This window comes from Ochrobactrum sp. WV_118_8, from assembly GCF_039631535.1.
Classification (GTDB): domain Bacteria; phylum Pseudomonadota; class Alphaproteobacteria; order Rhizobiales; family Rhizobiaceae; genus Brucella; species Brucella anthropi.
In genome coordinates this window covers 2,316,789-2,329,059 of the sequence record NZ_JBDIUZ010000001.1, presented here as the reverse complement: position 1 = coordinate 2,329,059, position 12,271 = coordinate 2,316,789, and the positions used below count along the sequence as shown (strand labels likewise).

Genomic DNA, 12,271 nt, shown 5'->3' with positions numbered 1-12,271 from the left:
GATGGCTCTGCTTGAAATCAAGAACCTCACGGTTTCTTTCGACACCTCGACCGGCCCGTTCAGGGCGGTCGACGGGATCGACATAAGGGTCGACAAAGGCGAAGTGCTTGCGATTGTCGGCGAGTCCGGTTCGGGCAAGTCGGTCGGCATGCTTGCCGTCATGGGGCTTCTGCCCAAGACGGCAACTGTTACCGCAGACACCATGACCTTCGATGGCAAGGACTTGCAGGCAATGTCCGACAAGGAGCGCCGCAAGATCATCGGTCGTGATATTTCGATGATTTTCCAGGAACCTGTTGCCAGCCTAAACCCGTGCTTCACGGTCGGGTATCAGCTTGAGGAAGTGCTGAAGCAGCATATGGGCATGAACGGCTCGGCGAGCCGTGCGCGTGCTATCGAGCTTCTGGAACTCGTCGGCATTCGCGATGCTGCGGAACGCCTGAAAAGCTTCCCGCATCAGATGTCGGGTGGCCAGTGCCAGCGCGTCATGATCGCTATCGCGATTGCCTGCAACCCGAAGCTCCTTATCGCCGACGAACCGACAACGGCTCTCGACGTTACGATTCAGAAGCAGATTCTCGATCTTCTGATGCGGCTTCAGGTGGAACACGGCATGGGTCTCATCATGATTACCCACGATATGGGTGTCGTGGCTGAAACGGCGGACCGTGTGATCGTGCAGTACAAGGGCCACAAGATGGAGGATGCCGACGTGCTGTCGCTGTTCTCTGCGCCCAAGCACCCTTACACCCGTGCGCTGCTCTCGGCCCTGCCGGAAAATGCGACCGGTGATCGTCTTCCGACGGTTTCCGATTTCGTCTTTGAAAATAATGGTGCGGGAGAAGCGCGATGAGCGAGATTGTTCTCGAGGCGCGCGACATCAAGCGCGATTATCATGTTGGCGGTGGTCTGTTCGGCAAGGCAAAAGTGGTTCATGCCGTCAAGGGCGTGAGCTTCAAGGTCGAAAAAGGCAAGACGCTGGCGATCGTTGGTGAATCGGGTTGCGGCAAGTCCACGCTGGCACGCATTCTCACCATGATCGACCCGCAGACATCCGGCGAACTGAAGATCGGCGGCAAGGATGTGGATATCGCTCGCGATGGCCTGACGCCCGAAATGCGTCAGAAGGTGCAGATCGTTTTCCAGAACCCGTATGGCTCGCTCAATCCGCGCCAGAAGATCGGTGACGTTCTGGCCGAGCCTCTGCTGCTGAATACGAACATGTCAGCCGAGGAGCGCCGCGCGAAGGCTATGCAGATGTTGTTGAAGGTTGGCCTCGGTCGCGAACACTTCAACCGCTATCCGCATATGTTCTCCGGTGGCCAGCGCCAGCGTATCGCCATTGCGCGTGCGCTGATGCTCAACCCGAAGCTGCTCATTCTCGACGAGCCGGTTTCCGCGCTCGATCTGTCCGTGCAGGCGCAGGTTCTGAACCTGCTGTCTGATCTGCAGGAAGAGTTTGGTCTCACCTATGTTTTCATCAGCCATGACCTTTCGGTCGTGCGCTACATTGCCGATGAGGTGATGGTGATGTATTTCGGTGAGGTGGTTGAATACGGCTCGCGCGACGACGTTTTCAACAATCTGCAGCATGACTATACGAAGAAGCTTTTTGCTGCGACGCCGCGTGCGGATGTCGATGCCATCAAGGCTCGCGTGGAAGCACGCGCTGCTGCCAGACAGGCAGCGCATAGCTGATCTACATCTATATGCAGTCTGAAATGAAAAAACCGCACATGAAAATGTGCGGTTTTTTGTTTTGAGCATCTCCAGCAAAAGCGCGAACGAATATAAGCGCATTCCGCTCTAGCTGGACGTTCCGCGTTGCTGATGCCAGGCGAGGGCGCGCACGATGTCATCTGCTGCAATCTTGCCGACGATGGCGCCGTTTTCGATGATGCCAACATCGCCGCTGCTGTCTGCCACCGCATTCATCAACTCGCGCACCAGCGTTTCGCGCCGGGCAGTGGCCGCAAAAGGACGTGGCGCTGCTTGGCGATCGAAGGGCACCATGATGTCGCCTGCCCGAAGCACGCCGAGCGGGTTCATATGGGCAACGAAGTCAGCGACATAATCGTCGGCAGGCTGCAGGAGAATCTCCTGCGGCGTGCCGCACTGAACGATACGCCCGCCTTCCATGATGGCGATGCGATTACCGATCTTCATGGCTTCATCGAGATCGTGGCTGACAAAAACGATGGTCTTTTTCAATCGTGACTGGAAGGCCAGCAACTCGTCTTGCAGGCGCGTGCGGATCAGCGGATCGAGGGCCGAGAATGGCTCATCCATCAGCAGAATCGGTGCGCCGGTTGCAAAAGCGCGGGCAAGCCCGACGCGTTGCTGCATGCCACCGGAAAGTTCTCCAACCTTGCGCTTGGCCCAGTCCTGCAGACCGACAAGTTCAAGCTGGTCGCGCGCTTTGGCAAGGCGGTCTTCCTTGCCCATACCGGAAATTTCCAGGCCGAAAGCGACGTTTTCTTCAACCGTACGCCAGGGCAGCAGGCCGAACTGCTGGAACACCATGGAGACGAGTTCGGTGCGCAGATGGCGCAGGGTTCCGCGGTCGGCCTTGCCGACATCGATGGCGCGCTCGCCTTCCCGCACGAGGACGCGCCCGCGTGAAATCGGATTGAGCCGGTTGATTGCGCGAAGAAGCGTGGATTTTCCAGAGCCTGACAGCCCCATCAGAACGAGGATTTCACCTTCCTCAATGTTGAGTGTGCAGTTGTGCACGCCCAGCACGAGATTGGTTTCAGCCTGAATCTGGGAACGGGTGGCGCCGCGATCCGCAAGAGCAAGTGCGTCATCGACATTGCTGCCGAAAATGATGCAGACGTCTTCGAGTGCGATGATGGTCATCCGCGTGCTCCTGATCTTTGTTGGAGCATGATCTGTTCCGAAAACCGGTTTCCACTTTTCGGGATCATGCTATTTCTCGCGTCCGGCGCGGAAGATACGGTCGAGCACGATGGCGACCACGACGATGACAAGTCCAGCCTCGAAACCGAGTGCGGTATTGACTGAGTTCAACGCCCGGACAACCGGTACGCCGAGGCCATCTGCGCCGACAAGGGCTGCAATGACCACCATCGAAAGCGACAGCATGATTGTCTGAGTCAGACCGGCAAGAATTTGCGGCATGGCATAAGGCAGCTCAATCTTCCACAAGAGCTGAGAACGCGACGCACCGAACGCTTCACCCGCTTCGATCAGCGATGAGGGTGTGGACGATATGCCGAGGTGGGTCAATCGCACCGGCGCAGGCAGAACGAAGATTGCCGTTGCAAGCAGACCCGGCACCATACCGATGCCGAAGAAGACAATGGCCGGGATCAGGTAGACGAATGTCGGCAGGGTCTGCATCAGATCGAGCACAGGACGCATTGCGGCGTAAAGCGCGGGGCGATGGGCTGCGGCGATGCCGAGCGGCACGCCGATGGCCATGCAGAGAAAGCAAGCTGACAAAACGAGGGTCAGGGTTTCGAGCGTTCGATCCCAGTAACCCTGATTGATGATGAACAGGAAGCCGATCACGGTCAGCACGACCACCGAGATACGACGCTGGATCAGCCACGCGATGACAGCGAAGATTGCGATGAGAAGCAGAGGGTGCGGGAGCTTGAGAAGAAAAAGCAGCCCGTCAATGAGGCTCTGCATGACGGCGGCGAGGGTATCGAAAAAGCCGCCCATATTGTCCGTCAGCCAGTCCACCACGGATTTGGCGGTCGGTCCGACAGGGATCTTGTAGTCCGTCAGCCAGTTCAACGATCAAGTCTCCTGCTGCGTGCTAGAGCATTTCCGGCAAAGGTGCGATGCGATTTGCGTAGGATAATGCGTAAAACAAAGAGAAAGGGTGCGGGCATCCTTGAAACTGCCGGGCCGCGTTTGTCACCGCCCGGCAGCATGTCGGGATTAAAGACCGAGTGCCGCCTTTACGGCTGGCAGGCCTTCCTTGCCGTCGACGGTGGTTACACCGGCGAGCCACTGGTCGAGAGCGCCCGGATTGGCTTTCAGCCAGTTGGTCGCAGCCTTCGAAGGCTCTTCGCCATCATCGAGAATCTTGCCCATGATGTCGTTTTCGATATCGAGCTTGAATTCCAGATTGGTGAGGAACTTGCCAACATTCGGGCATTCCTGCGTGTAGCCGGTGCGAACGTTGGTTTCGACCTTGGCGCCGCCGAGATTGGGGCCGAAGAAATCGTCACCGCCGGTGAGATACGCGATTTCGAAACGCTTGTTCATGGGATGTGGCTCCCATGCCAGGAAGACGACCGGTTCCTTGCTCTTGATGCTGCGCGCGACCTGCGCCAGCATGCCCTGCTCGGACGATTCCGCCAGCTCGAATGACTTGAGGCCGAAGGCATCCTTGTTGATCATGTCGAGGATCAGGCGGTTGCCGTCATTGCCCGGCTCGATGCCGTAGATCTTGCCGCCGAGCTTGTCCTTGAACGTGGCGATATCCTTGAAGTCCTTGAGGCCTTCGTCATAAGCATATTTTGGCACGGCAAGCGTGTATTTCGCGCCGGTCAGATTGGTGCGCAGCGTCTCGACGGTCTTGTTGTCCAGATAGGGCTGGAGGTCGGCGGTCATGGACGGGTTCCAGTAGCCGAGGAAGACGTCGATGTCCTTTTTGCTCAGCGATGCATAGGTCACCGGCACGGAGAGAACCTTGATGTCCGTCTTGTAGCCGAGACCTTTCAGGATTTCTGTCGCCACCGCGGTCGTAGAGGTGATGTCGGTCCAGCCGACATCCGAGAAACGGACGGTCGAACAGCTTTCAGGTTCGGCGGCGAAACCGGTTGCAGGCGCGCTCAGCATTGCCGTTCCCGTGGCAAGCCCACCCAAGGCAAGCGTAAGCATATAGGTCGATACGGGCTTCATTGTTCTCTCCATTTACCGGGCCGTTTTGACGGATTGATTGTTTTTCCGGTTCCAGCTTTAGCAAACACCAAAGATTGCGCCATTCAAGTACCACAGCGGCGAAAATGTTCTCGATTGCGACGTTGGTCGCAGTTTCCGGCGGAAAACCGTTTCGCACCTGACTTGAAACTGCTGTCACTCATCATTTTCCGGAACCGTCGGCCAAGGGGAAACGGGCTGGATTGCCACGCATTTGGCCGAAGCGAGTTGGCGCCATGTTACGGATCGGCCCTCGGGATTCAACCCTGTCAGCGGAAAATGACGGATAAAATCAGTTGGATGGGGCTTCGAGGTTGTCGAAAAGATGAGCACACTCTATTTGAGAGCGTGGAGCCTTTTCAGGCTTGGCTGCTTGCTAACGGGACTTGTAATGCATAGGTCCATGGGCGATGCAGAAGCGGTGGAAAGCCCGGATTTTCGGGCAAAAGGAAGGATTTTTTACAGTGTGGAATGCAGTAAAGGGCGTTTTTTCCTTCCTGGGCCGTTTCATCGCCGCGCTTGCTCGCCTGATTGCCATTCCGCTCGGCGGTTTGTGGCGGCTTTTCCTGCGGCTCGGAATTTTGTGGAAAGTTGCGGTTGCGGTCGTCGTGATCGGTCTTGGCGGTCTTTACGTCTATTTCATCTGGCAGACTCAGGTATGGACGAATTTCGATCCCGACTATCCGGCCAAGTACAGCTATCAGGATGCGACCACGCCCGGCGAAGAGGTAAAGGCGCAGGCCGCACCGGCCGAAGCGCCGTCCACCGCAGCGCCCGTGGAACAGCCTGCTGCCACGCCTGAAACCAATCAGACTGGCGATGCCGCTCCCGCGAATCAGCCGGTTCAGGCGGCACAAATCCCATCTTCAGCTCGCAAATGCTCACGCTCGGCGATAGCGGAAGTTGCCGCTGATCTCACCGATTTCAACGTGAACCAGAACGCGTGGATTTCATCCATGCTGCTCTACAAGACCGGTCTTTTCGGTCTGGACTGGGATCGCACGCCATTCCTCGACAACAAGGCGTCGTTCCAGCGCGGCATCAATGCAGCGGTACGCCGTACCGCGATTGAACTCGTCGACAATATCGGCCGTTTGCGCGGCACGTCGCAGATCGACGGCGATCTGCAAAAGGCGCGCGGTAATCTGCAGTTTGCTGAAGATTCCTGGTATTTCGGCCTGAGCCCGTTCGGTCCGAAGACGCCGACGCCGAGCTATTACCGTTCGGCGATCAAGGATCTGCGCTCCTTCAACGGACGGCTTGAAAACTGTCAGGCTACCTTCGATGCCCGCGCCGACAATCTGATCCAGTTTGTCGACCGTATCGCAAGCGACCTCGGTTCGACTTCGGCCATCCTCAAGGACCGTGCCGAGAATTACCACGCCGGCTGGTTCGATACGCGTGCAGATGACCGTTTCTGGTTCGCCTATGGTCAGCTCTATGCCTATTACGGCCTGCTGCGCGCCGCACATTCGGATTTCCGCGGTGTTCTGGCTGAAAAGCACCTCGACGGTGTGTGGGACGAGATGGAAAAGCAGATGCGGGCCGCGCTCGACATGCAGCCTTTTATCGTTTCCAACGGTAGCCCGGATGCATGGTTCACGCCGTCGCATCTGACCACGATGGGTTTCTACATTCTGCGTGTCCGTTCGAATCTGGTCGATGTGAAACAGGTTCTGGAGCGCTGACCGGCAATGGAACTGCCAGCTTCATTGCGACAGGCGGTGGATGCTGCGCTTGAGGGCGTGGCATTGGCCGATCTGAAGCGCGCATCTGAAATGCTTTCACGCCGTTACCGCGCCGAGACGCGGGACGGACGCATGCATATTTCCGATGATCTTGCCGCGAAGGCCTATCTGGCAGCACGTTTGCCTGCGACCTATGCGGCGGTTCGCGCCAGTATGGACAGTGCAGCAGAGGTTTGTCCCGATTTCGCGCCGCAATCCATGCTCGATGTGGGTGCAGGACCGGGAACCGCCCTTTGGGCGGCAAAGCAATGCTGGCCCATGCTTCATTCGGCAACGATGATCGAGGCAAGCCCTGCGATCAGAGCTGTGGGCAGCGATCTTTCGCAAAATTGCGGATTTTCCGACCTCGACTGGCGGGCAGGGGATGTGGTTCGGGAGAAACTTGATTTTCCGCAAGCCGATCTCGTGACCATTGCCTATGTGCTTGACGAGCTTGCTCCTGAAAAGCGGCAGGCACTGATTGAGCGCTTGTGGGCGTCGGCACGGCAAATGCTGGTGATCGTGGAACCCGGCACACCGGCAGGCTGGCAGCGCATTCTCGATGCACGCCGGGCGCTTATTGCGGAAGGCGCAATCATTGCAGCGCCTTGTCCGCACCAGCTCGATTGCCCGCTGGTCACCCCTGACTGGTGCCATTTTTCGCGCCGCGTTGCGCGCTCGCGTATTCATCGTCTGACCAAGGAAGCCGAAGTGCCGTGGGAGGATGAGAAGTTCATCTATCTTGCTGCGGTGCGCGAGACGGTCGATGAAGTGGAAGCGCGGGTTATCGCGCCGACACGGGTTGGCGGCGGCAAAGTTTCGGTTAAACTCTGCAAGGATGACGGCAGGGCGGAAGAACGCCTTCTGGCCAAGCGCGACGGCGATCTGTTCCGTTGGGCACGTCGCGCCGACTGGGGCGATGCATTATTGAAAGATTGAGCTGGAGCCAAAGCCCGGAACCAAAGCGATGAAGATCAGTCTGGTCCAGTTACGTTTGCTTGAAGCTGTCGCGGAAACCGGCAGTGTCGGTGCTGCTGCGCGGCGCTTGCGGCTCACGCAATCGGGAGCCAGTCAGGCGATTGCGACATTGGAAAAAATCCTCGGGGTCGATGTGCTGGCGCGAAAGCGCGATGGAGCCGCCCTGACGGCGTTCGGGCATTCGATCCTTGCCGATACCAAGGCCGCCCTCGCGGCAGTCGACCGGATAGAACTGCAGGCACGGTGCAGTGCTTCCAGCGCGCCCGAACGGCTGCGCGTCGCGGCAATTCCAAGTCAGCTTGAATATGTTCTGCCCGGTCTGCGAAAGACGTTTCAGCGGCTTTATCCCGGCATTGAATTCAGCGCTTTCGAGGGCGGGCACGACGATGTGAGTCTATGGGTGCGCGATGGTATTGCCGATCTCGGCATTACATCGCTGCCGACGCCCGAGCTTGAAGCACGGGAAGTTGGCCGTGAAGAACTTGTCGTGGTGGGACGGCGTGATGACCCCTTCATGCGCAACGACACAATCACTGCCGGGGACCTGCGGGATCGCCAGTTGATCGCCGCAGCAGGCTGCGAAATGATTATCGACAGGATCATTCATGGCGACGGCGAAATGCGCAGCGAGCAGGTGCGCACCCGCGACGTTGCCACGGTGCTGGAAATGGTGCGCCATGGCATCGGCACGACGCTTCTGTCAGAAATCAGTCTGCCGGGGGCCGATCTGCACGGATTGCGGGCGCGCCGCCTCAATCCGCCGACGTTTCGCACCGTCTATATTGTTTTTCGGGCCGACAGTCCGGTCCGGCATCTGGTCGAACGGTTCTGCGACGTGGCGCAGGACGCCAGAAGCAAAGCGGCATAAGAAACTCTAATATCTCATATCTCGCTTATCCGTGACGCTTGCGCATATCAGGGATGCAATAGTCTGCGCTCTTCCCTCATCCTGCAGCGAGTGACCATGACGGCAATTACCGAAACCACCCCGACAAGCTCGACTTCCGATACCATACGCGGTCTGGCCTGGGGGCTGTCCGGGGTTCTCGTGTGGTCCGGTTCGTTCGTCCTGACCCGTTTCGGGTTCAAGACCGCACTGACGCCTTTCGACATCATCGCGTTGCGTTTCGGCGTGGCGGGGCTGGTGCTGTTGCCGGTGGTTCTGATGAAAGGGTTCGGCTTTCGCAAGCTCGGTCCGCTCGGCTTTGTGCTTCTGGTTTCCGGAGCAGGTGTTCCCTATGCGCTGCTGACCACCTGTGGTCTGCAATATGCTCCGGCATCCCATGCAGCAGCGCTCATTCCGGGGCTGATGACAGCATTGGTTGCCGTTCTGGGTATGGCGCTTCTCAAGGAACGTCTTGCGCCATCGCGCTGGTTCGGGGTCGTGCTGATCCTGATCGGCGCCATGCTGATCGCCGGTTTGTCGCAACTGGGCGGACCGGAAATGCTCGGGCACTTTTTCTTTTTCGTCGCGGCACTCGTGTGGGCGATTTATGTCATGGTGTTTCGCAGAAAGGGAATGGACGGGCTGCATGCAACCGCTATTGCGGCCGTCACCTCGGCAATTGTCTATTTGCCGATCTATATGTTCTTCCTGCCCAAGGGGCTTGGCGCGACATCCTGGGGTGATATTGCCTTGCAGGGTTTTTATCAGGGCGTACTTACTTCGGCCTTTGGCGTCTTTGCCTTCAACCGTGCCGTTGTGCTGCTGGGAACGGCGGCAGGGGCAGCGCTATCAGCACTGATCCCTGTCGTCACTCTGGTTCTGGCGCTTGTTCTTCTGGGCGAGGTGCCCGGTTGGACCGACACGCTCGCCGCCTTCCTGATCAGTCTCGGCGTGCTGGCACTGAACAGGAAGGGCAGGAAGCGTATAGCATCATGAAGCCTGCAGGACTGGCCTTGCAGCAGGACGGTTGATGATGAACACCATGGCCGCAGCGGCAAAACACATGGCACCGGCGAGGATCAGGGCAGGGGTGTAGCTGTCATAGTCGGTGCGCACGAGCCCGGCGAAAGCGGCTGCGGCTGCGGCCCCGATCTGATGGCCGGTGAACACCCAGCCGAAAACCAGCCCGGCCTTTTCCGGGCCGAAACGCTCGGCGGCGAGCTTGACGGTTGGCGGCACGGTCGCCACCCAGTCCAGCCCGTAAAAGACGGCGAACAATGCCAGTTCGTAGACGGTGAAGTCGGTGAAGGTCAGATAGATCAGCGAGAGACCGCGCAGCGCATAGAACCAGAACAGAAGCCAGCGATTGTCGAACCGGTCGGAAAGCCAGCCGGACATGATCGTGCCGATCAGGTCGAATGCGCCGATCACGGCAAGGATGCCAGCCGCACCGACCGGCGCAATTCCGAAATCACCGCAAAGCGTGATCCAGTGCGTCTGGATCAGGCCGTTTGTGGAAAAGCCGCAAACGAAGAAGGTCAGGAACAGGACCCAGAAAGTTGCCGTTGAAGACGCTTCGCGCAACGTGACGAGGGGTGAGGCCAGCATGGTGCCGAAGCTCATTCTGGGTCCGGGTGCCGGGAGCGGCGCTGTGCGGCCGTAAGGCTTCAAGCCGATATCCGCCGGATGGTCACGCATCAAAGCGAGAACCAACACAAGCGCGGCAACAAGGAAGCAAACGACGATGGTGAGCGACGTTCGCCAGCCGATGGTCTGGCTGACACTGGCAAGGATCGGCATGAAGACGAGCTGGCCGGTGGCATTACTGGCTGTCATCAGGCCGACGACCAGACCGCGCCGCTTTTCGAACCAGCGTGCTGCAACGGTTGCACCGAGCACGAGCGCCGTCATGCCGGTGCCAAGGCCGATCACCACGCCCCAGAGCGCAACCATCTGCCATTCCTCGGTCATGAAAATGGAACCGACAAGCCCCAGTGAAATCATGATGAGAGCGGCTGCAACCACACGACGCAAGCCGAACTGGTTCATGAAGGCTGCCGCAAACGGCCCCATCAGGCCGAAAAGAACGAGGCGAAGCGCCATTGCGAAGGAGATATTCGCATTCGTCCAGCCGAATTCACGCTGGAGCGGTTCGATCAGGATACCCGCAGACCCCATGGCAGCTGCTGTCGCCAGCATGGTCAGAAAGGTGATGGCGGCGACGACCCATCCGTAATGGATGTTCCTCTGGGCGAGAAAGCTGGCAAGGCGGGCAGAAATCATCTTTGGCGCTTTCGGGTTTAAGCTGGTTTCAAGCTGGCTTTTGGCCAGCCATACGTTTGATGGCGAAACCGTTCGCTCCATAACGGGCGCGTGGCTTCAGGTCATTGTTTTCAGTCAAGGGACAGCCGGTCTCCGGTCAATCGAGGCTGCGTAACAGGCTTTCCAGCTGTTCCACGCCATCCTCTCCCAGCCTGGCTTCGATTTCTTCCTGCGCCTGATCCCAGAGCGGGCCGCCGCGTTCCACAAGATCGCGACCGTCTGCCGTCAGCGTTACGCTGGTCTCGCGATGGTCTTCGCTGGCCGCAGGCTCGATCAGCCCCATGCGCTGCAGAACCTTCGCATTGCGGCCCATGGTCGACCGATCCAGCTCGGACAGATGTGCAAGCTCGGTCAGCGAGATGGAACCCGCACGACGGATTTTTCGCAACGTACTGAACTGCGCGACATTGATGCCAAGCGGTGCCAGAGCGTTGTCATAGACGCTCGATGTCTTGCGGGCAGCCTGGCGCAGAAGGATACAAAAACACGGATGTGACATATTGCGGGTATATACCCGTAAATAAGCGATAGCAAGTTTGAAGTGAAAAGTAGGGAGTTCGTTGCTGCCATTCTGCTGACAGCAACGATGTCTTCAGGAAGGGCTTGTCGCCGGTTCAGACGGCGATATAGGCGGTTTCCTTCACTTCCTCCATCACGGCGTAAGTGTGCGATTCCCGCACGCCGGGCAGAGAAAGAAGCGCCTCCGAAAGGAAACGCCGATAGTGATCCATGTCGGATACACGGGCTTTGACGAGATAATCGAAGCCGCCCGCAACCATGTGGCATTCCAGAATGTCGGGATTGTTGCGGGTGAAGGTCGAGAAGGTTTCAAAGACTTCCGGCGTGGTGCGATCAAGCTTGATCTCGATAAAGACCAGCATGGCCCGGTCGAGCATCTTGGGTGAAAGCCGCGCCGAATAGCCGAGAATATACCCTTCACGGGTCAGTCGTTTGACGCGTTCGGCAGTTGCCGTCTGCGAGAGATTTATGCGATCGGCCAGTTCGGTATTGGTCAGACGCCCGTTCTCCTGAAGGGCGCGCAAAATACTCCTGTCCATCGCATCGAGATTCTTCATCAGTTGTCCCCAATGGCCGCTTATGTGTGACGGCTCTGTTCTTGATTTTTGCATATGTGTTTGAGTTGCCACGGAAATCAATCCGAAATCGGTCCCCGACGCAAGATGAAACTTGTTGGGTGGTCCTACAAATTTTTGAACTACTCGGATGAATTCGGCTTAAACGTAAGCATATATGCAAATAACAATCACAGGTTGTAAATTATGCGCAACCTGTGATAAGGATAGTGCGCATACTGAAAGTTATATTGCACCTGTAAATTTTGGCATGGGGTAAGGGGGTGTTTGAAACTGGAGGAATCGTCCCATTCCTTCCGTTTCGTTTATCCCGGTTCTGAGGAAGTCCGGACAGCCCCAAAACTGTCCGGATTTTCTTTTGCGAG

At 57.8% G+C, this 12,271-nt stretch carries 12 protein-coding genes; 6 read left to right on the top strand and 6 right to left on the bottom strand.

Annotated elements, in window-relative coordinates; translation table 11 throughout:
- The first annotated feature begins 1 nt into the window (after nucleotide 1).
- A complete protein-coding gene (locus ABDF71_RS11285; protein WP_010659569.1) occupies nucleotides 2-853 on the top strand; it encodes an ABC transporter ATP-binding protein in 852 nt (283 codons plus the stop codon).
- On the top strand, nucleotides 850-1,698 hold the full coding sequence (locus ABDF71_RS11280; RefSeq protein ID WP_500061556.1) for a dipeptide ABC transporter ATP-binding protein: 849 nt from the start codon (nucleotides 850-852) through the stop codon (nucleotides 1,696-1,698). Before ABDF71_RS11285 ends, ABDF71_RS11280 begins: the two co-directional genes overlap by 4 nt.
- A gap of 108 nt (nucleotides 1,699-1,806) precedes the next feature.
- On the opposite strand, the gene choV is transcribed toward ABDF71_RS11280, so the two are convergent.
- From choV to ABDF71_RS11265, 3 genes are all read right to left on the bottom strand, one after another.
- Entirely contained in the window at nucleotides 1,807-2,859 is a 1,053-nt protein-coding gene (choV, locus tag ABDF71_RS11275; protein ID WP_010659571.1) for a choline ABC transporter ATP-binding protein, read from the bottom strand.
- Between the two features lie 69 nt (nucleotides 2,860-2,928).
- Nucleotides 2,929-3,765 (bottom strand): choline ABC transporter permease subunit, encoded by an 837-nt coding sequence (gene choW, locus ABDF71_RS11270; protein WP_012091632.1) that lies wholly within the window; start codon nucleotides 3,763-3,765, stop codon nucleotides 2,929-2,931.
- Between the two features lie 147 nt (nucleotides 3,766-3,912).
- Entirely contained in the window at nucleotides 3,913-4,881 is a 969-nt protein-coding gene (locus ABDF71_RS11265; protein ID WP_500061555.1) for a choline ABC transporter substrate-binding protein, read from the bottom strand.
- A 428-nt stretch (nucleotides 4,882-5,309) separates the two neighbouring features.
- Here ABDF71_RS11265 and ABDF71_RS11260 point away from each other — a divergent pair, with 428 nt between their 5' ends.
- The 4 genes from ABDF71_RS11260 to ABDF71_RS11245 all read left to right on the top strand — a co-directional run bounded on the left by ABDF71_RS11260 (nucleotide 5,310) and on the right by ABDF71_RS11245 (nucleotide 9,486).
- Entirely contained in the window at nucleotides 5,310-6,587 is a 1,278-nt protein-coding gene (locus ABDF71_RS11260) for a DUF2333 family protein (protein ID WP_151615365.1), read from the top strand.
- Nucleotides 6,588-6,593: 6 nt separating this feature from the next.
- Nucleotides 6,594-7,565: a small ribosomal subunit Rsm22 family protein gene (locus ABDF71_RS11255; protein ID WP_151615364.1), complete on the top strand. Its 972-nt coding sequence runs from the start codon at nucleotides 6,594-6,596 to the stop codon at nucleotides 7,563-7,565.
- A 28-nt stretch (nucleotides 7,566-7,593) separates the two neighbouring features.
- Nucleotides 7,594-8,472: a LysR family transcriptional regulator gene (locus tag ABDF71_RS11250; RefSeq protein ID WP_151615363.1), complete on the top strand. Its 879-nt coding sequence runs from the start codon at nucleotides 7,594-7,596 to the stop codon at nucleotides 8,470-8,472.
- A gap of 96 nt (nucleotides 8,473-8,568) precedes the next feature.
- The gene (locus tag ABDF71_RS11245; protein WP_151615362.1) at nucleotides 8,569-9,486 is read left to right on the top strand and encodes a DMT family transporter; all 918 of its coding nucleotides are present in this window, start codon (nucleotides 8,569-8,571) and stop codon (nucleotides 9,484-9,486) included.
- Here the strand turns inward: ABDF71_RS11245 and ABDF71_RS11240 are convergent.
- The 3 genes from ABDF71_RS11240 to ABDF71_RS11230 form a co-directional block, all read right to left on the bottom strand.
- On the bottom strand, nucleotides 9,481-10,773 hold the full coding sequence (locus tag ABDF71_RS11240; RefSeq protein WP_010659578.1) for an MFS transporter: 1,293 nt from the start codon (nucleotides 10,771-10,773) through the stop codon (nucleotides 9,481-9,483). The two genes, ABDF71_RS11245 and ABDF71_RS11240, sit on opposite strands and share 6 nt — an antisense overlap.
- A gap of 136 nt (nucleotides 10,774-10,909) precedes the next feature.
- Nucleotides 10,910-11,311 carry a MarR family winged helix-turn-helix transcriptional regulator gene (locus ABDF71_RS11235; RefSeq protein WP_151615361.1) on the bottom strand — a complete coding sequence of 134 codons (402 nt, stop codon included), beginning with the start codon at nucleotides 11,309-11,311 and terminating at the stop codon, nucleotides 10,910-10,912.
- 115 nt (nucleotides 11,312-11,426) lie between these two features.
- Nucleotides 11,427-11,888 (bottom strand): Lrp/AsnC ligand binding domain-containing protein, encoded by a 462-nt coding sequence (locus ABDF71_RS11230; RefSeq protein ID WP_006472719.1) that lies wholly within the window; start codon nucleotides 11,886-11,888, stop codon nucleotides 11,427-11,429.
- Nucleotides 11,889-12,271: the final 383 nt, after the last annotated feature.

Coding starts and splice junctions, on each gene's coding strand:
- choV (WP_010659571.1), bottom strand. CDS start 2,859: ATGACCATCATCGCACTCGAAGACGTCTGCATCATTTTCGGCAGCAAT.
- ABDF71_RS11280 (WP_500061556.1), top strand. CDS start 850: ATGAGCGAGATTGTTCTCGAGGCGCGCGACATCAAGCGCGATTATCAT.
- ABDF71_RS11250 (WP_151615363.1), top strand. CDS start 7,594: ATGAAGATCAGTCTGGTCCAGTTACGTTTGCTTGAAGCTGTCGCGGAA.
- ABDF71_RS11245 (WP_151615362.1), top strand. CDS start 8,569: ATGACGGCAATTACCGAAACCACCCCGACAAGCTCGACTTCCGATACC.
- ABDF71_RS11265 (WP_500061555.1), bottom strand. CDS start 4,881: ATGAAGCCCGTATCGACCTATATGCTTACGCTTGCCTTGGGTGGGCTT.
- ABDF71_RS11230 (WP_006472719.1), bottom strand. CDS start 11,888: ATGAAGAATCTCGATGCGATGGACAGGAGTATTTTGCGCGCCCTTCAG.
- ABDF71_RS11255 (WP_151615364.1), top strand. CDS start 6,594: ATGGAACTGCCAGCTTCATTGCGACAGGCGGTGGATGCTGCGCTTGAG.
- ABDF71_RS11240 (WP_010659578.1), bottom strand. CDS start 10,773: ATGATTTCTGCCCGCCTTGCCAGCTTTCTCGCCCAGAGGAACATCCAT.
- ABDF71_RS11235 (WP_151615361.1), bottom strand. CDS start 11,311: ATGTCACATCCGTGTTTTTGTATCCTTCTGCGCCAGGCTGCCCGCAAG.
- ABDF71_RS11260 (WP_151615365.1), top strand. CDS start 5,310: ATGCAGAAGCGGTGGAAAGCCCGGATTTTCGGGCAAAAGGAAGGATTT.
- ABDF71_RS11285 (WP_010659569.1), top strand. CDS start 2: ATGGCTCTGCTTGAAATCAAGAACCTCACGGTTTCTTTCGACACCTCG.